At 72.0% G+C, this 21,981-nt stretch carries 14 protein-coding genes; 5 read left to right on the top strand and 9 right to left on the bottom strand.

Annotated features, from left to right (window positions below):
* Positions 1-305: 305 nt before the first annotated feature.
* The gene (locus ACH4EB_RS07445) at positions 306-1,343 is read right to left on the bottom strand and encodes an oxidoreductase (protein ID WP_398346377.1); all 1,038 of its coding nucleotides are present in this window, start codon (positions 1,341-1,343) and stop codon (positions 306-308) included.
* Positions 1,344-1,657: 314 nt separating this feature from the next.
* On the opposite strand from ACH4EB_RS07445, the gene ACH4EB_RS07440 reads away from it, so the two are divergent.
* Positions 1,658-2,623: an FAD-dependent oxidoreductase gene (locus tag ACH4EB_RS07440; protein ID WP_398346376.1), complete on the top strand. Its 966-nt coding sequence runs from the start codon at positions 1,658-1,660 to the stop codon at positions 2,621-2,623.
* 56 nt (positions 2,624-2,679) lie between these two features.
* Here the strand turns inward: ACH4EB_RS07440 and ACH4EB_RS07435 are convergent, their stop codons facing one another.
* The 3 genes from ACH4EB_RS07435 to ACH4EB_RS07425 all read right to left on the bottom strand — a co-directional run bounded on the left by ACH4EB_RS07435 (position 2,680) and on the right by ACH4EB_RS07425 (position 7,907).
* Complete coding sequence (locus ACH4EB_RS07435) at positions 2,680-4,380, bottom strand: BCCT family transporter (protein ID WP_398346375.1); 1,701 nt, start codon at positions 4,378-4,380, stop codon at positions 2,680-2,682.
* Between the two features lie 109 nt (positions 4,381-4,489).
* Entirely contained in the window at positions 4,490-5,803 is a 1,314-nt protein-coding gene (locus ACH4EB_RS07430) for a M14 family metallocarboxypeptidase (protein WP_398346374.1), read from the bottom strand.
* Between the two features lie 124 nt (positions 5,804-5,927).
* Positions 5,928-7,907 carry a Xaa-Pro dipeptidyl-peptidase gene (locus tag ACH4EB_RS07425; protein ID WP_398346373.1) on the bottom strand — a complete coding sequence of 660 codons (1,980 nt, stop codon included), beginning with the start codon at positions 7,905-7,907 and terminating at the stop codon, positions 5,928-5,930.
* Positions 7,908-8,152: 245 nt separating this feature from the next.
* Between ACH4EB_RS07425 and ACH4EB_RS07420 the strand changes: the two genes are divergently transcribed.
* Positions 8,153-9,658 carry a M1 family metallopeptidase gene (locus tag ACH4EB_RS07420; RefSeq protein WP_398346371.1) on the top strand — a complete coding sequence of 502 codons (1,506 nt, stop codon included), beginning with the start codon at positions 8,153-8,155 and terminating at the stop codon, positions 9,656-9,658.
* 217 nt (positions 9,659-9,875) lie between these two features.
* Positions 9,876-11,372 carry an MFS transporter gene (locus tag ACH4EB_RS07415; RefSeq protein ID WP_398346370.1) on the top strand — a complete coding sequence of 499 codons (1,497 nt, stop codon included), beginning with the start codon at positions 9,876-9,878 and terminating at the stop codon, positions 11,370-11,372.
* 112 nt (positions 11,373-11,484) lie between these two features.
* Here the strand turns inward: ACH4EB_RS07415 and ACH4EB_RS07410 are convergent, their stop codons facing one another.
* The gene (locus ACH4EB_RS07410; protein ID WP_398346369.1) at positions 11,485-13,032 is read right to left on the bottom strand and encodes an amino acid permease; all 1,548 of its coding nucleotides are present in this window, start codon (positions 13,030-13,032) and stop codon (positions 11,485-11,487) included.
* 426 nt (positions 13,033-13,458) lie between these two features.
* On the opposite strand from ACH4EB_RS07410, the gene ACH4EB_RS07405 reads away from it, so the two are divergent.
* The gene (locus ACH4EB_RS07405; protein WP_398346368.1) at positions 13,459-14,190 is read left to right on the top strand and encodes a MerR family transcriptional regulator; all 732 of its coding nucleotides are present in this window, start codon (positions 13,459-13,461) and stop codon (positions 14,188-14,190) included.
* Positions 14,191-14,843: 653 nt separating this feature from the next.
* On the opposite strand, the gene ACH4EB_RS07400 is transcribed toward ACH4EB_RS07405, so the two are convergent.
* The 4 genes from ACH4EB_RS07400 to ACH4EB_RS07385 form a co-directional block, all read right to left on the bottom strand.
* Entirely contained in the window at positions 14,844-17,018 is a 2,175-nt protein-coding gene (locus tag ACH4EB_RS07400) for a 3-hydroxyacyl-CoA dehydrogenase NAD-binding domain-containing protein (protein ID WP_398346367.1), read from the bottom strand.
* Positions 17,019-17,049: 31 nt separating this feature from the next.
* Positions 17,050-18,264 carry an acetyl-CoA C-acetyltransferase gene (locus ACH4EB_RS07395; RefSeq protein WP_398346366.1) on the bottom strand — a complete coding sequence of 405 codons (1,215 nt, stop codon included), beginning with the start codon at positions 18,262-18,264 and terminating at the stop codon, positions 17,050-17,052.
* Between the two features lie 103 nt (positions 18,265-18,367).
* On the bottom strand, positions 18,368-19,522 hold the full coding sequence (locus tag ACH4EB_RS07390) for an acyl-CoA dehydrogenase family protein (RefSeq protein ID WP_398346365.1): 1,155 nt from the start codon (positions 19,520-19,522) through the stop codon (positions 18,368-18,370).
* 49 nt (positions 19,523-19,571) lie between these two features.
* Positions 19,572-20,789, bottom strand: a complete 1,218-nt coding sequence (locus ACH4EB_RS07385; RefSeq protein ID WP_398346364.1) for a CaiB/BaiF CoA transferase family protein — start codon at positions 20,787-20,789, stop codon at positions 19,572-19,574.
* 426 nt (positions 20,790-21,215) lie between these two features.
* On the opposite strand from ACH4EB_RS07385, the gene ACH4EB_RS07380 reads away from it, so the two are divergent.
* A complete protein-coding gene (locus ACH4EB_RS07380; RefSeq protein WP_398346362.1) occupies positions 21,216-21,953 on the top strand; it encodes an MgtC/SapB family protein in 738 nt (245 codons plus the stop codon).
* Positions 21,954-21,981: the final 28 nt, after the last annotated feature.

Here is a 21,981-nt window from a genome sequence, read left to right as displayed (position 1 = left end):
AGGTGGCGAACTTATGGGTACGTACCCGCATGAAGCGGGACATACTGCCTGGCGTGGATCTGGGCACACGCGTGCCCGGGACGGGGGCGGGGTGTCCGAGGGGCGTCATCGGCCGACGGTGCTGACAACCAGCTTAAGGTCCCGTTTGTACGCATCGGGACGTACGGGTTACCGGAACGTCAAGATCACATTCAGCCGTACTGAACGCGCCCCGCCGCACCGGTCTCGCACACCGCCGTATCGGACGCCGGCCTTCCGGCCCGCCGCCGGGTCGGCGCGCCGCCGCCCGCCCCGCCCGTTCCGGTCTACTCCCCCGCCACCGCCGCGACCAGCACGCTCCCGCTCGTCCGGGCGACGACGTACGCCGCTCCCCTGGTCGCCCGCGCGTCCACCGCCAACCGGTGGGTGCCCGCCTCGACCTGTCCGGCGAACAGCTCCGCCGTCCTCGTGCGCGAGAGGCGGTCCACACGGTACGCGGTGATGCCGATCCGGCACGGCACCGCGGTCTCGACCGTGACCTCGCCGCGGACCGCGGCCAGCCGCAGCAGGCGCCGCTGGTCCTGCGGACAGCGGTCCAGGGCCTGTTCGATGAGGGCGACGAGCAGCGGGACGACCGGCACCGGCAGGTCCACGAAGACCGCCGAGGAGCCCGCCGCCGCGAACGCGGCCCGTACGGCGGCCCGCTCCGCCTCCCCGACCGTGCCGGCGAAGGCCACCGCGCCGTACGACCGTAACTCCTCCGGCGAGGCGCCCGCCGCGTCCCTGGTGATCTCCGCGCCGATGCCGATGCCGCGCAGGGCGGCGGCCAGCCGGGCCGGCAGCGCGACCCGCTGCCCGGCCAGCAGGACCCGCCGGGAGGCCGCTGCGCCGCGCTCCGGCCCGGCGTCGGACAGCAGACGTTCCAGCGCGGCCCGGTACTGCGCGCCGTGGAAGCGGAACGGGCCGATGCCCGGATACCCGTCGCGCCGCAGGTCGGCGGTCCGTCCCGTCTGCCAGGCGAAGTCGCGCCAGACGACGTCCGGGCCGTCCCGCTCGATGACGGCGGTGACCGCGCCGCACTCCAGCCCCTCGCACTCCGGGCAGCCGTACAGGACGTAGCGCCCCTCGGCGAGCGGGGCGTCCTCTTCGAGGAGCAGCCGCCGCACGTGCGCGGTGAACAGGGACGGCCCCAGGTCGGCGGCGAGCGGGGAGACCGCGTCGAGGTCGGCCAGGCGCAGCAGCAGCGGCCTGCCGTCGACGATGAAGTCCCAGAAGTCGCGGTGGACTTCGTACGCGCCGTTGGACAGTACCGCTCCGGCGCGCGTCGCGGGCGCCAGTCCGAAAGTCGCGTAGTGCGCAGACATGTGCTGAGTATCCCCACGCAACCGCCGATAAGAGCCGGGCGCCGGGCAATTTGCGCGGAGGGGGATGTTCCGCATCTCCGTGACGGCCGGACCACGGTGCCGGGTCCACCGCACGGACGCCCGCCGGCCCCGTCTCCCCGGGGAGCAACGCCACGCTCGTCCGCCGCCCAGGCCGTCAACGCCTTCACCATCGGTGGCCCCACGACCGGTCGCACGGCCTTCCCCTGCCGTCCGACAAGGTCCCCCGCACCGGGCAGCATGCTCGCCGACAACCGCTGTACCGATGTTTCCCGGGGCCGGGATAGCGTCCTGGCATGACGACGAGCGATGTGATCGTGATCGGCGGCGGGGTGATCGGCCTGACGGCCGCCGTCGAGCTGGCGGAGCGCGGGCGCGAGGTGCGGGTCGTCAGCCGTGACCCGGCCCGGGACACCACGTCCGCGGTCGCGGGCGGTCTGTGCTGGCCCTACCGGGTGCGGCCGGAGGAACGGGCGGTGGTCTGGTCCCTGCGCTCCTTCCACGTGCTCACCGAGCTGGCGGCGCGTCCGGCGGAGACCGGGGTGCGGCTGGTGACCGGCACGATGGCCGACGCCGGGGACGCGGAGCCGGACGGCTGGCACGCGGCGGTGCCGGGGCTGCGGCGGGCCACGCCGGACGAGCTGCCGCCGGGCTACGGCGCGGGCTGGCGCGCGTGCACACCGCTCGTGGACATGCCGTCCCACCTGCGGTATCTGGAGCGGCGGCTGGCAGCGGCGGGCGGCACGGTGCAGCGGCGGCCGTTCACCTCGCTCGCGGAGGCGGGGCGGGAGGCCGGCACCGTCGTCAACTGCTCCGGGCTGGGCGCCCGTGAGCTGGTCCCGGACCTGGCGGTGCAGCCCGTGCAGGGCCAGTTGGTGATCGTGGAGAATCCCGGCGTCGAGGAGTGGTTCGGGGCGGCCGACGCGCACGCGGAGACCACGACGTACCTCCTGCCGCAGCCGTACGGGGTGGTCCTCGGCGGCACGGCGCGGGAGGGCGCCTGGTCGCGGGAGCCGGACCCGGCGACCGCCCGCGCGATCGTGGAGCGCTGCGCGCGTGTCCATCCGAAGCTGGCGCACGCCCGCGTCCTGGCGCACCGGGTCGGGCTGCGCCCGGGACGTACCGCCGTACGGCTGGAGGCGGAGCGGCTGCCGGGCGGCGCGCTGTGCGTGCACAACTACGGGCACGGCGGGGCGGGCGTGACGGTGGCGTGGGGGTGCGCGGACGAGGTGGTACGGCTGGCCGGCGGCGGGACGCGGTGAGGGGAGGGCCGGTCTCCCGCCGGCCCTCCCCCGGTGCTGCTGACGTGCGGCCGGTGTTACGGCTTGCCCTCCTCGGAGGCCGGGGCCGCCGCGCCGGCCGTTCCGGAGTCGTTGCCGTTGCCCGGCCCGATACGGATCTCGAAGTCGCCGTCGTAGCGCTCGTGGCCCGCGATGACGGCCAGTTCGACGACCTCTTCGCCCTTCTGCCCGCGAACGATCAGCGGGTCGTGGCGCAGGTCCTTCATCAGCGCCCAGCACATCGCGATCATCACCAGGGTGAAGGGCGCGGCGACAAGGATCGTCAGGTCCCGCAGTCCGGTGAGCGCGTCGTCCGACCCGCCGCCGATCAGCAGCATGATCGCGGCGACCGCGCCGGTGACCACGCCCCAGAAGACCACCACGAGCCGGGTCGGTTCGAAGGAGCCCTTCTGGGAGAGCGTGCCCATCACGATGGACGCGGCGTCCGCGCCGGAGACGAAGAAGATGCCGACGAGGACCATGACCAGGATGCTGGTGACGGTGGCCACCGGGTACTGGTGCAGTACGTCGAAGAGCTGCCCCTCGGGCGTGGTCTCGCCGGAGAGCTTCTTGCCGTCCTGGAGGTGCATCGCCGAGCCGCCGAACACCGCGAACCACAGCAGGCTCACCAGGCTCGGCACGAGGATCACCCCGCCGATGAACTGCCGGATCGTGCGGCCGCGGCTGATCCGGGCGATGAACATGCCCACGAAGGGCGTCCAGGAGATCCACCAGGCCCAGTAGAAGACCGTCCAGCCGCGCAGCCAGTCGCCGACCTTGTCCCCGCTGCTGGCCTCCGTCCGGCCGGCGAGCTGGGGCAGCTCGCCGATGAAGGTGCCGATGGAGGTCGGCAGCATGTTCAGGATGAGGATGGTCGGGCCGACCACGAACACGAAGACGGCCAGGATCAGCGCCAGCACCATGTTGATGTTGGACAGCATCTGGACGCCGCGGGCGATGCCGGAGACCGCCGACAGGACGAAGGCGACGGTCAGTACGGCGATGACGACGACCAGCAGGGTGGTGCTGACGCTGTCCATCCAGCCGAGCACCTTGATCCCGCTGCCGATCTGGAGCGCACCCAGCCCCAGGGAGGCGGCGGAGCCGAAGAGGGTGGCGAAGATGGCGAGGATGTCGATGACCTGCCCGCCCCAGCCACTGGCCCGGCGCTCGCCGATCAACGGGGTGAACACCGCGCTTATGGTCTGCCGCCTCCCCCGCCGGAAGCAGCTATACGCGATGGCCAGCCCCACGACCGCGTAGATCGCCCACGGGTGCAGGGTCCAGTGGAACAGGGTGGTGGCCAGCGCGGTGTCCATGGCCTGCGCGGCGTCCTCGGGGTCGGTGCCCGGGGGCGGGGAGCTGAAGTGCCCCAGCGGCTCGCTGACGCCGTAGAACATCAGACCGATGCCCATGCCTGCGCTGAACATCATCGCGACCCAGGACACCGTGCGGAACTCCGGCTCCTCCCCCTCCTTCCCCAGCGTGATCCGTCCGTACTTGCTCACGGCCAGCCAGATGGCGAAGACCACGAAGCCGGAGGCGGAGAGCACGAAGGCCCAGCCGCCGTTCTTGATGATCCAGTTCAGCATTGTCGTCGAGACGCCCTTGAGCGACTCGGTGGAGGTGGCGCCCCAGACGATGAAGGCGAGGGTGAGCAGCGCCGTGACGCCGAAGACCACGCGGTCGGTCTGCGGAGGGCCGGTGCGGTGTGGCGCGCCGGGGAGATCGGCTTCCACCGTCGCACCTCCCCCGCCGCCCGTGTCCTTGTCTGTTTCCGACACGTGTCGACCTTTCAATTGGCCAGTTCTTCCGTACCGTTACCCCCTACCACACGGTGGGACGCGTTCAGCAGCCCTTGAGCGGAGTCGCGGCCGTAAGGTGATATTCGGCCCGGCCGTCCAGCAGCAGGGGGACGAGGGCGCGCAGCGGCCGGCGCAGCGGCACCACGGCTCCGCCCTGTCCGGCCCGGTACGACGACACGCCGTGCAGGGCGAGTTCGTCCTTGATCTCGCCGTACTGCCGGGCGTCGAGTCGGTACGCGCACGGCGGGTCGGTCAGGACCTGCCCGGCGGCGGGCGGTTCGTTGTCGGCGCCGCCGAGGAAGACCGGTCCCCGGTCGGCGTAACCGGCCAGCCGGGCGCGGGCCGTGGCGGCCTCGATCCGGCTCCGGCGTTCCCCGATGTGTTCGAACAAGCCGTCCAGTCCGGCCCGTTGCGAGGTGACCCGGCGGCGGTTGTTCAGCGCCGGGTCGGCCTTCTCGGCGTCGGTCAGCGCGTCGACCCGGGTCTCCACGAGCAGCCCGATGGCGTTCTTCACCCCGGCGGTGTTGCGCAGGATGCGTTCCTGGCCGTCACCGGCCACCTGCTTGACCGGGTCGCCGGTTTCCGGGTCGGTCCAGATGCCGTAGACGCCGGTGCTGAAACCGGCGCCGGCGGCTTCCGGGCGGACGTACTTCTCGGACAGGACGGTGGATTCCCGGTGCACCGCGCGGGCGGTGTTGAGGTTGCGGGGCCACAGGGAGAGCAGGTCCTTCATGTAATAGGGCACGGTGGGACCGTATTCGTGCAGGTCGTAGACGATGTCCGGGCGGTAGTCGCGCTGGACCGCGGCCAGGGCCCGCGCCTCGGCGGTCTTCAGGGCGAGGTGGTCGCGGTTGATGTCCACCCCGGCGGAGTTGCCGCGGGTGTCGGCGGCCCGGCCGTCCGGGTTGGCGGTGGGTACGACCAGGACGCTCGTACGTTCCAGGAAGCGCCGGGTGGCCCGGTCCCCGGCGAAGGCGAGGTCGCGGACGGTGGACAGGCACGCCTCGCGCCCGGACGGCTCGTCGCCGTGCTGGGAACAGATCAGCAGCACGGAGTTGCCGCGCCGCACGCCGGCGGCGCTCTCGGGGGCCGGCGCGCCGATGCGTATGAGCTGCACCGGGCGGCCCTGAGCCGTCGTGCCGATCCGGTCCGTACGGACGCGGCCGCTCGCCCGGTCCACGGCGGTGAGGAAGGCCTGTTCCTCCGGCTGGGTGGTCCAGCGGGCGCCCTTGCTGGTCTCGAAGCCGGTGCGGGGCAGGTCCGGGCCGGCCGCTCCGGCGGGCGGCGAGGCCAGCAGGGTCGTGGTGAGCGCGGCGGCCAGCGCCCCGAAGGCGAGGCCGCGGGAGAGGGGTGTCACGAGGGGGTGCCTCCAGTGTCGGACGGTGGGGCGAACGGCGGAGGGGCGGGGCCGGATACGGGGGCCGGCTGTGCGTCAGGGGTACGGCGGGGGCCGGGCCGTGGCGGCCCGGCCCCCGCTCCCGTCAGCGCGCTCGCGGGATCCGGATCCGACTCGGCACGGAGGGTTCCACACCGGTCGGCGGCGCCGGCGCGACACGCGCCCGCCCGGTCCCCGCCGTGGCCGCGGCCAGCGCCTTGCCGCCGCCGACGACGGGCAGGCGGGCGGCGGTGCGGGCGAGGTCGAGGGTCAGCCGCGGAGTCGTGGACGGCGGGTCGATCAGACCGGCGTCCGTCCCGGCGATGATCAGGGCGAGCCGGTGCCCGGCGGGTACGACGTGGTCGCTCGCGGCCAGGTCGAGAGTGACCGTATAGCGCTTGCCGGGGGTCAGCGGGCGGCCCTTGCCCGGGTTCGCCCAGTTGCCCAGGTCGGCCCAGCCGCGGCTGAAGACGGTGTGGCCGACGTCGATCGTGTCGGCCTTCGTCTCCTTGAAGCAGGCGCTGTCACCGGTGGTGCTCGCGCCCCAGCAGGTGCGCTCGGCGAGGGTGGTGATGCCTTCGCCGTCGGCGCCGTAGTCGCGGATGGTGTCGGGCCCGAGGTCCACCAGGACGGCGGAGAGGTGGGCCGTGGAGGTGCTGGGGGTGGCGGTGACGGTCACCTTGCCGGAGCCGGACAGCCGCAGCGGCCTGGCCAGCGGTTCGGTGGTGAAACCGGCCTTGTCGGGGGTGGGCGTGTCGATCCGCGCGGCCCAGTCGGCCTCGTTCAGGCGCGGGTCGTCGGTGAAGGTCTCGGTGGCGCCGTGCGGCGCGGGCCGGGTGCCGAGTTCGCCGACGCCCGGGGCGCTCCCGCCACGCGGCCGTACGGTGGTGGCCGATGTGCCGGCCGGTGGCCAGACGCGGTCGGTGGTCCACCGGTCGGGGGCGCGCTCGATGTCGGCCATCGGCTCGTCGTCGATGCCGTTGTCATAGCCCATCAGGTAGTGGTCGAACCAGCGGTGCAGGGTGGCCACCCAGCCCCCGTCGCCGCCGCGCCGGAAGTCGAACGGGTCGACGTGACCGGTCTGGGAGAGCCAGATCTTGCGCTCGACGCCGTTGTCGGCGAGCGCGTCCCACCACTGCCCGAAGTGCTTGGTGCGGACGTTGAGGTCCTGCGTCCCGTGCACGACGAAGACGCTGGCGGTGACGTTCTCCGCGTCCTTGACGTAGTCCCGCTCGGTCCACAGCCGGGTCCAGTCACCGGTGCGCGGGGCGCCCTCGGCGAGCTTCTTCTGCACGGCGTCGCAGCGCAGGCGCGCCTCGGGGCTGTTGACGCGGTCGGCCAGCCGGTCGGGACCGGTGCCGTACAGCGGGGCGCCCTTGGCGAAGTAGTAGTCGTACCAGGAGGAGATGGCGGCGATGGGCACGATGGTCTTCAGGCCCTCGACGCCGGTCGCGGCGACACCGTTGGCGATGGTGCCGTCCCAGCTCTTGCCGATCATGCCGGTGTTCCCGTTCGACCAGCCCGCGGTGACGCGTCTGCCGCCCGTACGGGAGTCGTAGGCGCGCCCCCGGCCGTTGAGCCAGTCGACGACGGCGCGCGCCGACTGGATGTCGGAGCGTCCGCCGACGTCCACGCAGCCGTCCGAGCGGCTGGTGCCGGCCAGGTCGACCAGGACGGTCGCATAGCCGCGCGGCACGAAGTAGTTGTCGTAGAAGAGCGGGAACTGCACGGGCCGGCCGGCGCTGTCGTAGGTCTTCTTCTGGCTCTCGTTGCCCCGCCCGCAGCAGGAGTAGTACGGACTGGCGTCCATGATCACGGGTACCCGGCGGCCCTGCTGCGCGGGTTCTCGCGGCCGCACGATGTCGACGGCGACCCGGTCGCTCCGCCCGTCCGAGTCGCCGTCGATCCGCGTGTCCACCCAGACCGATTCGCGTATCGCGCGGTCGTAGGAGTACACGGGTCCGGACTCACCGGAGGCGGTCTGGGCGGCGGACGCCGGTCCGGTGAGCGTGGTCAACAGGGCGACGGCGACCGCCGCCACGAGCGCTTTCCAGGGGATGCGGGGGAACCGCGCGCTATGGGTCACGGGCGGACGGTAGCGCGGGGGAACTCCTGTGCGTAAGAGTGCGCGAGATGTGAGGGCAGGGGCGGAAGAGGTCTGCGGGGCCGCTGTGCCATGTGGTGACGGAAGTGGCCTGTGTCGTCCGGATGTCGGTCATGTGTCAGATGAGGCCATGGACATGACGGACGCGTTCCGAGTACATAGGGTCTGAAGAACTGAGGATCTGATGAGCCGAACTGGCTCACCTCCCCTACAAGCTGGAGGAATTCGTGCGTCACAGACTCATCGTTCCGGGTGCGGCCGCCCTCAGCCTGCTGCTGGCGATCCCGGCTTCCGCGGCCAGTTACACACCCGGCGCTCCGGGCGCGGGCGACTCCTACTACCCCGAGAGCGGCAACGGCGGGTATGACGTCTCCCACTACGACCTTCGGCTGAAGTACCAGCCGAAGACGGACCTGCTGGAGGGCACGGCGACGCTGCTCGCCAAGACCACGCAGGATCTGAGCCGCTTCAACCTCGACTTCGGCCTGAAGGTCAACGAGATACGCGTCAACGGCAAGAAGGCGTCCTTCGCCACCTCCGGCAAGCACGAGCTGGAGGTCACGCCGGCCACGCCGCTGCCGAAGGGCAAGGACATCAGCGTCGTCGTGCGCTACGCGGGCAAGCCGTCCGAGCTGAAGATCGACGGCTATTCCGCCTGGCACCGCACGCCCGACGGCGGGGTGATCGCGCAGGAGCCGGTCTCCGCCGTGTGGTGGTTCCCGAGCAACGACCACCCGACCGACAAGGCGACGTACGACATCTCGGTCTCGGTGCCGGACGGCAACCAGGCGCTCAGCAACGGCGTCCTGCTGTCGCAGTCCTCCAAGCTCGGCTGGACGCGGTACAACTGGCGCTCGGACAAGCCGCAGGCGACGTATCTGACCACGCTCGCCGTCGGCAAGTTCGACGTCACCAAGGACACCACGGCCAGTGGCCTGCCGGTGATCAACGCCGTCAGCAAGGACCTCGGGCCGTACGAGGGCTCGGCGCGCGCGAGCATCGAGCGCACCACCGAGGTCACGGAGTGGCTGGAGTCGGTCTACGGCCCGTACCCGTTCAACTCCGTCGGCGGCTACGTCCCGAACGTGAAGGCCGGGTACGCGCTGGAGACGCAGACCCGCCCGTTCTACGGCAAGGAGGCCTTCGCCAACGGCACCAACGTCTCCGTGGTGGTGCACGAGATCGCGCACCAGTGGTACGGCGACAGCGTCTCGGTCAAGGACTGGAAGGACATCTGGGTCAACGAGGGCTTCGCCCGCTACAGCCAGTGGCTGTGGTCGGAGAAGGAGGGCGAGGGCACCGGTCAGCAACTGGCCGACTACGTCTACGCCCAGCACCCGGCCGACGACCCGTTCTGGAAGGTCAAGCCGGGCGACCCGGGTCCGGACAACCAGTTCCACGGCGCCGTGTACGACCGGGGCGCACTCGCCCTCCAGGCCCTGCGCAACAAGGTCGGTGACCAGGCGTTCTTCGGGCTCCTGAAGTCCTGGCCCACCGACAGGAAATACGGCAACGCCTCGGTGCGGGACTTCGTGACGTACGCCGAGCGCAAGACCGGCAAGCCGCTCGCCGAGCTGTTCGACACCTGGCTCTTCCAGCCGGTCAAGCCCTCGGCCCAGGCGGCCGGGGCCACCCTCGGCGCCCGCTCGGCCGCCCCGGCCAAGGCACCGGCCCAGCCGAAGTCCTGGAAGTCCATCCAGGCCACGAACACCGTGCACGACCACGGTCACTGATACACACGGTGCCACGAAGGGGGCCGGTGCCGTACGCCGGTCCCCTTCTCCGGGGCGAAATCGACCGCCACGCAGCCCCCTTCCCTGCCGTCGGCGTGGCGTCCGGCACGACGGCATCCCGCGCCGGTCGGCCGCATGCGGCACGTAGCGGCCGGTAAGGGGCGACGGCCCCGGACACCACTTGCTTTCCTGGATAGCGGGGGTCCAGGATGCTGAGGTGACCGAGATTTCCGCCGATCCACGGGCCACGTCCGCGCGGCCCTCCCCCACCACCGCCGCTCCGCGCCCGGGACCGCTGCTCGCCGTGCTGCTGTCCGCGTGGTTCATGGCGCAGTTCGACTTCTTCGTCGTCAACGTCGCCGCCCCCTCGTTCGAGAAGGACCTCCACACCGGGCCCGCCGCCCTCGAACTGATCGTGGGGGGCTATGCCTTCGCGTACGCCAGCGGCATGATCACCGGCGGTCGGCTCGGTGACCTCTTCGGGCACCGGCGGACGTTCGTCATCGGGCTGCTCGCGTTCGCCGTCACCTCCCTGCTGTGCGGCATCGCCGTGAACCCGGCCCAACTGGTCGGCGCCCGGCTGTTGCAGGGCTTCGCCGGGGCCGTGATGGTGCCGCAGGTGCTCGCCACGATCACGGCCACGTTCCCGGCGCACGCGCGGGGCCGGGCGATGGCCTGGTACGGCGTCGCCGGCGGTACGGCCTCGGTCGCCGGGCAGGTGCTCGGCGGGCTGATGCTGGACGCCGACATCCTCGGGCTCGGCTGGCGGATCCTGTTCCTGATCAACGTGCCGATCGGCGTGGTCGCGGCCCTGCTGTCGCTGCGCTTCCTGCCCTCGGTGCGCTCCGGCCACCGGGCCCGGCTGGACCTGCCCGGCGCGGGCGGCGTGGCACTGACGCTGGGCCTGGTGCTCGTACCGCTCGCCATGGGGCGGACCGCCGGCTGGCCGGCCTGGACCTGGCTCTGCCTGGCCGCCTCCGTGCCGGTGGGCGCGGCCACGGTGCTCTGGCAGCGGAGCCTGGCCGCCCGCGGCGGCGATCCGGTGCTCGACCTCGCACTGTTCCGCGAAGGGTCCTACCTCGCCGGCATGGTGACGGGGGCGGCCTTCATGGCGTACTGGGCGAGTGTGATGTTCACGCTGACGCTGCTGCTCCAGGGCGGTTTCGGGCTGGGCCCGTTGCAGGCCGGGCTGGCCTTCGCGCCGACCGGTGTGTGCTACGCGGGCTTCGCGCTGCTGAGCCGCCCGCTGGTCCAGCGCTTCGGCCTGCGCGTCCTGCAACTGGGCAGCATCGTCACGGTGATCGGTCTGACGGCGGTCGCCCTCGTGCTCCACTTCCGGCCGGACCGCGGGGCGCTGCCCTGGATCATCGTCACCATGGCGGTGGCCGGGGTGGGCAACGGGCTGACGTTCCCGCAGCTCATCGGTGCCTCGCTGGTGCGGGTGCCCGCTCAGCGGGCCGGGGTCGGCGCCGGGGTGCTCACCACCGCCCAGCAGTTCGGCGGCGCGGCCGGTGTCGCGGTCATCGGCGGGGCCTTCTTCGCCCTGGCCGGCGACGGGCCGAGCGCCGCCGGGTACGCGCGTGCCGCCCTGTGGACCACCGTCGTCTCGGTCGCGCTGACCTGTGTGGTCACGGTGCTGACGACGGTCATCCGGCGCGCGGCCGACCGTACCGCGCGGGCCGAGCGCGAGAAGGAGACGGCGGGTACGGACTGAAGCGCGCCCGGCGGGCACGGACGCGGCGCAGGGCGGCCGCGCGGCTCCTCAGGCCGCGCGGCTCCGCACGGAGGCCCGCGGCCGCCCTGCGCCGGCTGTCACGGCCGTACGGTCACCCCTGGTCGAGCGGGCTCCGGCCGAGCGCCGCGGCGCGTTCCCGTTCGGCCTCGATCCGGCTCACCCGGCCGCGGACCGCGAACCAGCCCACGACCAGCGCGGCGCCGATGACCGGCACCAGCATCACGGTCTGCTGCCCCACGCCCTCACTGTCGAAGGCCATCAGGACGACGACGCCGAGCAGGAAGACGATGGTCGCGATATCGGTGACGGGAGTACCCGGCAACCGGAAGCGGGGCCGGTCGACCAGGCCCTCGCGGGAGCGCCGGACGAAGACCATGTGACAGACCATGATCGTGCACCAGGTGCTGATGATGCCGAGCGCCGCGATGTTCAGCACGATCTCGAACGCCTTGCCCGGCACGAGGTAGTTGAGACCGACGCCCAGGACACACACCGCTGAGGTGAGCATGATGCCGCCGTACGGCACCTGGTTGCGGTTCATCAGGGCGGCGAACTTCGGTGCCGAGCCCGCCATCGACATCGAGCGCAGGATGCGGCCGGTCGAGTACAGGCCGGAGTTGAGGCTGGACATGGCCGCGGTGAGCACCACGAGGTTCATCACGTCCCCCGCGGCGGGCACGCCCACGTTGGAGAGCACGGTCACGAAGGGGCTCTCGGAGCCGGTGTACTTGTTCCACGGCAGCAGCAGCGCGAGCAGGATCACCGAGCCGACGTAGAAGACACCGACCCGCCACATGATCGAGTTCACGGCCTTGGGTACGACCTTCTCCGGTTCGCTGGTCTCGCCCGCGGTGACGCCGACCAGCTCGACGGCGGAGTAGGCGAAGACGACGCCCTGGAGCACGATCACCACGGGCAGCAGCCCGCTCGGGAAGAAGCCGCCGTTGTCGGTGATCAGGTCGAGGCCGGGGGTGCTGCCGCCCACCGGGTGCTGGGTGGCCAGCAGGAAGATCCCGATGAACATGAAGACGACCAGGGCCGCGACCTTGATGATCGCGAACCAGAACTCCATCTCACCGAAGATCTTCACCGAGATGAGGTTGATGGCCAGCACCACCGCGAGCGCGATCAGTGCCATGGCCCACTGCGGGACGGCGGTGAACAGGCTCCAGTAGTGGGTGTAGAGGGCGATCGCGGTGATGTCGGCGATTCCGGTCGTGGACCAGTTGACGACGTACATCCAGCCCGCGACGTACGCGCCCTTCTCCCCCAGGAACTCCCGTGCGTACGAGACGAAGGAGCCCGAGGAGGGGCGGTGCAGCACCAGTTCGCCCAGGGCCCGGACGACGAAGAACGCGAACAGCCCGCAGACCGCGTACGCGACGGCGAGCGCGGGCCCGGCGGAGGCGAGCCGGCCGCCGGCGCCCAGGAACAGGCCGGTGCCGATCGCCCCGCCGATCGCGATCATGTTGATGTGCCGGCCCTTGAGGCCCTTGCTGTATCCGGCGTCTCCCGCGTCCTGGGCGGTCGAGGCCTTCCCCCCGTCCGGTGGCCTGTGGGCGTCTTCCTGGACGGTTTCCGTGCTCACAGCTTGTTCATCTCGCTTTCGGGCAGGCGATGGAGCCGTCGCCGGCCCCATGGGTCACGGGAGTCCGGCCGACGGCACACCTTCCCCCAGAGCCGCCCCCTCGTCTGTGTGCTGGATCACAGCGTGTATGAGCCATCAATAATCCGTCCGGTTATGCCCTGAATGGCGTGTCAGGGCCATGCTCAAGAGCCCTGCATTTCGCCACGCTCCGGTCATCACCCCTCACGCAAAAGCGCGCCGCACACATCGCGTTCCGGTCGCCGGTGGCCGGAAATCGCCGTCACTTCAACCGCTCGGCCGCCGGGGCGACGCGGCAGTGGCAGGGCCCGGGCCGCGCGCCCGCTCCCGCTGCGCGCCGGAAGGTTTCACAGGGCTGGTGAGACAGCAATACTGTTGAACACGGACCGCGCCATGGGACGCGGCGGGCGCGGGGGGCGCGGCACGCGCGCGGACGCAGCGAGGGAAGTGAGGCGCGGGATGGCCACCGGGACCGGGGAAGAACCGACGCTCACCGTCGACGAGTTGGCCGCCCGCGCGGGCGTGACCGTGCGCACCGTCCGTTTCTACAGCACCCGGGGGCTGCTGCCGCCGCCCGCGATCGGCCCGCGCCGCGTCGGCCGGTACGGCGCCGCCCACCTGTCCCGGCTCGCGCTGATCGAGGAACTCCAGCACCACGGCATGACACTGGCCGCCATCGAGCGCTACCTCGCCCGGCTGCCCGACGACCTCAGCGCCCACGACCTCGCCATCCATCGCGCGCTGGTCGCCGCCTGGTCGCCGGACTCCGCCGAGGAGGCGACCCGGGCCCACCTGGAACGCCGGGCGGGCCGGGCGCTGAGCGAGGACGACATCGACCGGCTGGCGGCGATGGACGTCCTGGAGCGCACCGAGGACCCCGACGCGTTCCGGGTCGACCCGGCCGTCCTCCACCTGGGCATCCGGCTGCTGGACGTACCGGTCACGCTGGAGACGCTGCTCGCCGCCCGTACCGTCGTCCAGGAACACACCCGCTCGGCGGCGCGCGAGCTGACCCGGCTCTTCCACGACGAGGTGTGGGGCCCCTACCGCGAACGCGAGTCGGACCCCGAACAGGTGGAGTCGATGAAGTCACTCTCCGCCCACATGCAGCCGATGGTGGTACAGGCCCTGGTGACGGCCTTCCAACGGTCCATGCGCGAGGAACTACGGGCGACTTACGCCACGGAGTGAGCGCCCGCCCGGCGGACGTGCCCTGGGTGCCGGTCCCTGTGTGCGGCCGGTGGTGCGGCACAGCCCGGCGAGCGAGGTGAGGCCGTGGGGGTGGGGGCAGCGTTTCCGGGGCCGGGGCGGTGGACATGCCCGCCCGTCAGGAGAGCCACTTGCGGTGGTTCAGGAGCGGTCACAGTGGCGGAGCGGTAGGCGGGTCAGCGCGGTCGCCCCGGCCAATGCCGAGGATGGTCGGAGCCGGTGCCCGGCCCCGGTCGGGACCGGCGCGGAGCGGCGGACGGGGCGGGGCCTCCACCGGATTGCGAGGGCTCGGGCGGATCGAGGCCGTGCCGGCCGGGTCCCGTAGCCCGAGCCGAGCCGGCCTCTTGGTCTGTGCGGGCCGGGCCCGTAGCCCCCTGCCGGGCCGCACCGGGTCCCGTAGCCCCTGGCAGGCCGGACCGGGCCCGGTAACCGTACGGGCCGGACCGGTTCCCGTGCGGGCCGGTCTGAGTCCCGTGCGGCGTGGTGCTCGTACGGCACTGACCGGCGGCGTACGGCGCGGTCCCACGGGCGGCAGTCACCAGCGGCGTACGCCCCGATGCCCCGGACAGCACTGACCGGCGGCGTACGGCATGGTGCGGGCCGGTCCCGGCAGGCCGGTCCGCACCGTCCGTGCGTCACCCGTCGCCGAACTTCTCCCCCTTCTCCGCCTTCTCCACCAGCAGGGCGGGGGGCGTGAACCGCTCGCCGTACGCTGCCTGGAGTTCGCGGGCGCGCGTGACGAAGCCGGGCAGGCCGCCCTCGTAGCCGTTGATGTACTGGATGACGCCGCCGGTCCAGCCGGGGAAGCCGATGCCCAGGATGGAGCCGATGTTGGCGTCCGCGACGGAGGTCAGCACGCCCTCCTCGAAGCAGCGGACCGTGTCCAGTGCCTCGGCGAACAGCATCCGCTCCTGCATGTCCCGGAAGGGGATCGCGGCGTCCGTCTTGGTGAAGTGCTCGCGCAGGCCCGGCCACAGGCCGGCCCGCTTGCCGTCCTCGCCGTAGTCGTAGAAGCCCCCGCCGCCGCTGCGTCCCGGCCGGCCGAACTCGTCCACCATGCGGTCGATGACGGTGTCGGCCGGGTGCCGCCGCCAGGTGCCGCCGGCGGCCTCGACCGCCCGCCGCGTCTCGTCGCGGATCTTGCGCGGGAGGGTGAGGGTCAGCTCGTCCATCAGGGAGAGCACCTTGGCCGGGTAGCCGGCCTGGGCCGCGGCCTGTTCCACGGAAGCGGGCTCGATGCCTTCGCCGACCATCGCCACGCCCTCGTTGATGAAGTGGCCGATCACGCGGGAGGTGAAGAAGCCGCGCGAGTCGTTGACGACGATGGGGGTCTTGCGGATCTGGCGTACCAGGTCGAAGGCGCGGGCCAGCGCCGCGTCGCCGGTCCGCTCGCCCTTGATGATCTCCACCAGCGGCATCTTGTCGACGGGTGAGAAGAAGTGCAGGCCGATGAAGTCGGCCGCCCGCTCGACACCTCCGGCGAGGTCCGTGATGGGCAGTGTGGAGGTGTTGGAGCACAGCAGCGCGTCGGGGGCGACGATGTGCTGGATCTCCTGGAACACCTTGTGCTTGAGGGAGGTGTCCTCGAAGACCGCCTCGATGACGGCGTCGCAGCCGGCCAGGTCCCGCGGGTCGGCGGTGGGCGTGATGCGGGCCAGCAGCTCGTCCCGCTTGGCCTCCGTCGTCCGGCCGCGGCTGAGCGCCTTGGCGAGCAGGCCCTCCGAATACGCCTTGCCCTTCCGCGCCGCCTCCGGGGAGACGTCCTTGAGGACGACCTCGATGCCGGCCTTGGCGCAGGAGTACGCGATGCCGGCGCCCATCATGCCGGCGCCGAGGACGGCGACCTTCTCGACCGTGCGCGGCGCGATCTCCGGGGGGCGGTTGGCGCCGGAGTTGACGGCCTGGAGGTCGAAGAAGAACGCCTGGATCATGTTCTTGGAGGTCTGGCCGGTGACCAGCTCGACGAAGTAGCGCGCCTCGATGGTCTGCGCGGTCTCGAAGTCGACCTGGGAGCCCTCGACGGCCGCCGCGAGGATGTTGCGCGGGGCCGGATACGGGGCGCCGTTGAGCTGCTTCTTCAGGTTGGCCGGGAAGGCGGGGAGGTTGGCGGCGAACTTCGGGTGCGCCGGCGTGCCGCCGGGGATCTTGTAGCCCTTGACGTCCCAGGGCTGCTGCGACTCGGGGTGCGCGTCGATGAACGCGCGCGCCTTTTCGAGCAGTTCCCCAGGGGTGGCCGCGACGTCGTGGATCAGGCCGTTCTCCAGGGCGCGCGTGGCGTTGTACTGGGTGCCCTGGAGCAGCACCTTCAGCAGCGCGTCGGCGATGCCGAGCAGCCGGACCGTGCGGACGACGCCGCCGGCCGCCGGGAGCAGGCCGAGGGTGACCTCGGGCAGGCCGATCTTTGTGGCGCGGGCGTCGAGGGCGACGCGGTGGTGGCAGGCGAGCGCGATCTCGTATCCGCCGCCGAGGGCCGCGCCGTTGATGGCGGCGACCACGGGCTTGCCGAGGGTCTCGATGCGGCGCAGGTCGCGCTTGATGCCCTGGCCGGTCTCGAACGCCCGCTCGGCGTGCTCGGGGGTGACGGCGATCAGGTCGCGCAGGTCGCCGCCGGCGAAGAAGGTCTTCTTGGCGGAGGTGAGGATGACGCCGCGTACGGTGTCCCGCTCGGCCTCCAGGCGATCGGCGACGGCCGTCAGCGAGGACTTGAAGGCCGCGTTCATCGTGTTGGCCGACTGGTCCGGGTCGTCGAGGACGAGGGTGACGACGCCGGTCTCGTCCTGTTCCCAGCGGATGGTGGTGGATTCACTCATGGTGCGTTCTCCGTAGTGGGTGGGGACGAGGTCAGAGGCGCTCGATGACGGTGGCGATGCCCATGCCGCCGCCGACGCAGAGGGTGGCCAGGCCGTAGCGCTTGTCCTGGCGCTCCAGTTCGTCGACGAGGGTGCCGAGGAGCATCGCGCCGGTGGCGCCGAGGGGGTGGCCCATGGCGATGGCGCCACCGTTGACGTTGACCTTGTCCAGGCTCAGGCCCAGGTCCGCCACGAAGCGCAGCACGACGGCGGCGAACGCCTCGTTGATCTCCACGAGGTCGATGTCGTCGATGGTGAGCCCGGCCTTGGCCAGGGCCTTGCGGGAGGCGGGCGCGGGCCCGGTGAGCATGATCGTGGGCTCCGAGCCGGAGACCGCGGCGGAGACGATGCGGGCGCGCGGGGTGAGGCCGTAGCGCTCTCCGACCGCGCGGGAGCCGATGGCGACCAGCGCCGCGCCGTCCACGATGCCGGAGGCGTTGCCCGCGTGGTGGACGTGGTCGATCTTCTCGATCCAGTGGTACTTCTGCAGGGCCACCGCGTCGAAACCGCCCATGTCGCCGATGCCGGCGAAGGACGGCTTCAGGCCGGCCAGCGAGTCGGCGGTGGTGCCGGGACGCATGTGTTCGTCGTGGTCGAGGACGACGAGGCCGTTGCGGTCGGTGACGGGCACGACGGAGCGCGCGAAGCGGCCGTCCTTCCAGGCCGCGGCGGCGCGCTCCTGGGACAGCGCGGCGTACTCGTCGACATCGCGGCGGGAGTAGCCCTCGATGGTGGCGATGAGGTCGGCGCCGATGCCCTGCGGGACGAAGCCGGAGTCGAAGTTGGTCATCGGGTCGGCGAACCAGGCGCCGCCGTCGGAGCCCATCGGGACCCGCGACATCGACTCGACACCGCCCGCGAGCACCAGGTCCTCCCAGCCGGAACGGACCTTGGCAGCGGCCATGTTGACCGCTTCGAGGCCGGAGGCACAGAAGCGGTTCTCCTGGACGCCCGCGACGGTGTCGGGCAGCCCGGCGGCGATCGCCGCGATCCGGGCGATGTCCGAGCCCTGGTCGCCGACCGGTCCGACGACGCCGAGCACGATGTCGTCGACGGCGGCCGGGTCGAGGTCGGGGAAGCGGCCGCGCACCTCGTGGATGAGGCCGACGACGAGGTCGATCGGCTTGGTGCCGTGCAGCGCGCCGTTGGCCTTGCCACGGCCGCGCGGGGTGCGGATCGCGTCGTATACGTACGCTTCGGAAGTCACGGTGAGCAGCCTTTCCGGCTCTTGTTTCGGGAGCGGCGGGAGCGATGGGGTGAGGGGCGGGAGGGCGCGGGGCACGGAGAGCGCCGGGCCCGGTGCGGGCCGGTCAGTCGAGGAGGGAGCGGCCGATGATCTCCTTCATGATCTCGGTGGTGCCTCCGTAGATGGTCTGGATGCGGCCGTCGACGAAGGCCCGGGCGACCGGGTATTCGCTCATGTAGCCGTACCCGCCGTGCAGTTGCAGACAGCGGTCGGCGACGCGCTTCTGGAGTTCGGTGGCCCACCACTTGGCCATCGAGGCATGCACGGCGGCGAGCTTCCCGTCGGAGTGGTCCACGATGCAGCGGTCGAGGAACGCGCGGGTGACGGCGCACTCGGTGGCCATCTCGGCCATCTCGAAGCGGATGTGCTGGAGCTTGGCGAGCGGCCGGCCGAACGCCTCACGCTCCTTCACATAGCGTGTGGTGATCTCCAGCAGATGTTCGGCGGCGGCGATCCCGGCGACCGCGATGCCCATCCGTTCCTGCGCGAGGTTGGTCATCAGGTGGACGAACGCGCCGTTCAGCTCGCCGAGGAGATTCTCCTTGGGCACCCGTACGTCGGAGAAGAACAGCTCGGCGGTGTCCTGCGCCTTCTGGCCGATCTTGTCCAGGTTGCGGCCGCGCTCGAAGCCCGCCGCGCCGCGCTCGACGACCAGCAGGCTCAGGCCGTGCGCACCACCCTCGGGGGTGGTCCTGGCGACGACGATGACCAGGTCGGCGAGGATGCCGTTGGAGATGAACGTCTTGGAGCCGTTCAGCAGCCAGTGGTCGCCGCGGTCCTCGGCGGTGGTGCGGATGCCCTGGAGGTCGGAGCCGGCGCCCGGCTCCGTCATGGCGATGGCGGTGATGGTCTCGCCGCTGCAGAAGCCGGGCAGCCAGCGGCGCTTCTGCTCCTCGGTGGCGAGCTGGGTCAGATACGGGCCGACGATGTCGTTGTGCAGGCCGACGGCGAGCCCGGCGGCGCCGGCCCGGGTGAACTCCTCGGCCAGCACGGCGGCGTAGCGGAAGTCGGTGTTGCCGCCGCCTCCGTACTCCTCGGGGACGGCCAGGCCCAGCAGGCCCTGCTTGCCCGCCGCGCGCCAGGCGTCGCGGCTGACGATGCCGTCCTTCTCCCACTGGTCGTAGTGCGGCAGGACCTCCCGGTCGAGGAAGGTCCGGACGGTGCGGCGGAAGGCGTCGTGGTCCTCGGTGAAGATCTGGCGCTCTGGCTGCGCGGTCATCGCGTGGGGCCTCCTCGGGGCCGGCGGTGGGTCAGCGGGGTGGTGGCCATCAGCCGTCCGATCTCCGGGGCGGGGAACCGGTGTCCGCGGCCCGGGTGCCGTCGGGCCAGGCCGCGCCGGGGCCGCCGGCGGGCGCCGGGTCGCGGCGGTCGGTGAGCGTCGGGACGTCCCAGTCGCGGGCCACCTCGACCGTGTCGGCGCCGGGCTGGGCCGGCGGCCGGCGGATCGCGCCGGGGGTGGCGGAGAAGCGCGGGGCCGGTGCGGGCTGGGTGATGCCGCCGTGGTCGGCGAAGGTGCCGCGGGCGGCGAGATGCGGGTGGGCGGGCGCCTCGCGCAGGGAGAGCACCGGCGCCACGCAGGCGTCGGACGCCTCGAAGACGGCCGTCCACTGTGCGCGCGTACGGGTCTTGAAGCGGGCGGCGACGGCGGCCCGCAGGTCCTCCCAGGCGGCCGGGTCCTCGCGGGCGGGTGCCTCGTCCTCGATGCCGAGCAGGTGGATGAACTCGGCGTAGAAGCGCTGCTCCAGCGCGCCGACCGCCATGTGGCCGCCGTCGGCGGTCTCGTACGTGCCGTAGAACGGCGCGCCGCCGTCGAGGAGGTTGGCGCCACGGCGGTCCTGCCAGCCGCCCGCGGCGAGCATGGCGTGGATCATCGCGGTGAGGTGGGCCGTGCCGTCGACGATGGCCGCGTCCACGACCTGGCCGCGGCCGCCTTCGGTGTGGGCGTGGCGGAGCGCGGCCAGGATGCCGACGACCAGGTAGAGGGAGCCGCCCGCGTAGTCGCCGAGGAGGTTGGCGGGGGCCACCGGCGGACCGTCGGGCGGGCCGGTCATGCCGAGCGCGCCGGTGACGGCGATGTAGCCGATGTCGTGTCCGGCGGTGCCGGCCAGTGGCCCCTGTTGGCCCCAGCCGGTCATCCGGCCGTACACCAGGCGTGGGTTGCGCACCAGGCAGACGTCCGGGCCGACGCCGAGGCGCTCGGCGACGCCGGGGCGGTATCCCTCGATCAGGACGTCGGCGCGCTCCACGAGGTCCAGCACCCGGCCGGGGCCCGCGGCGGTCTTCAGGTCCACCAGCACGGAGCGTTTGTTGCGGTTGGTGATGTCGTACGCCGGGTCGACGCCGAGGCCGGAGCCGCCGGGCCGGTCGACGCGCACCACATCGGCGCCGAGGTCGGCCAGGAGCATCGCGGCGAACGGGCCGGGGCCGATGCCGGCCAGCTCCACCACGCGCACCCCGCTCAGCGGGCCGTTCCCTGTCCCTGCCATCGGGCCCCCTGAGCTCCGCAGCACTGTGACACTACTGATGTAACACTCGCGATGTTAAGAACGTGTTCCACTTTCCACAAGCCCCCACGGCACCGGACCGGTACGGAAAAGGCCCGTGGCGGCGGTGGTCAACTCCCACCGCCGCCACGGGCCTTCACGCGTCACTTCACCAGCGGCGCGCTCCCCCGTCGGAGCAGGCGATGGGCCCGTACGCGGATATGGACCGGCGCGCCGCCGCGCCGCTGCCCGGGACCACGGCGGCACATCCCCACGCCGCCCCGCCCACCACGGCCACACCCACCGTGCTCACCACCGGGCCCACCCCCTTCCGCACCGGACCGGCCGTCCGCCGTTCACCGTGAGAACCACGCTAGCGGCAAGCACTGACAACGGCCCGCACGCCGATCTTGGATGGACAATGGCCGGATGCCGTACACGCACCTCGCATCACCATTGTTCGACATCAGCCACGGCCAGGGCCTCCGCCAGTTCGCCGAACTGGCCCTCGCACTGCTCCTGTCCTCCCTCATCGGGCTGGAGCGGCAGGTACAGCAGAAGAGCGCGGGGCTGCGTACCCACACCCTCGTCGGCGTGGGCAGCGCGCTGTTCATGGAGGTCTCGGTCCACGGCTTCTACGCGCTGCTGGGCACGGACGGGGTCGCGCTGGACCCGTCCCGCGTGGCCGCGCAGATCGTCTCGGGCATCGGCTTCATCGGCGGCGGCCTGATCTTCGTGAAGAAGGACGCGGTACGGGGCCTGACGACCGCCGCGACGATCTGGCTGACCTGTGCCATCGGCATGGCCTGCGGCGGCGGCCTGCCCCTGCTCGCCGTGGGCGCGACCCTCGTCCACTTCCTCGTCGTCCGCGGGTTCCCGAAGCTGTTCTCGGGGCGGCGGCGCACGCCGCTCGTCGAGCGCGTCGAACTGCGCCTGAGCTACCGTGCGCAGCACGGTCTGCTGGGCCGGATGCTGGAGATGTGCACCAGCAGCGGCTTCCAGGTGACCGACGTCCAGGTGGAGACCGGCTCGGACGACCAGGTGCCGGCCGAGGTGCTGCTGCGGCTGGAGGGCACCGGCTCGGCCCACCCGCTCGTGGAACAGCTCGCGGAGCTGGCCGGCGTGCGCGGGGTGTCCCTGGGGCGGGAGTCGGACCGTACGGAGTGACGGGCGGGACCGTGTGGGCCACCGGCCC

This window comes from Streptomyces sp. NPDC018045, assembly GCF_044327445.1.
GTDB lineage: Bacteria > Actinomycetota > Actinomycetes > Streptomycetales > Streptomycetaceae > Streptomyces.
This window is presented reverse-complemented; position numbering and strand designations above follow the sequence as displayed.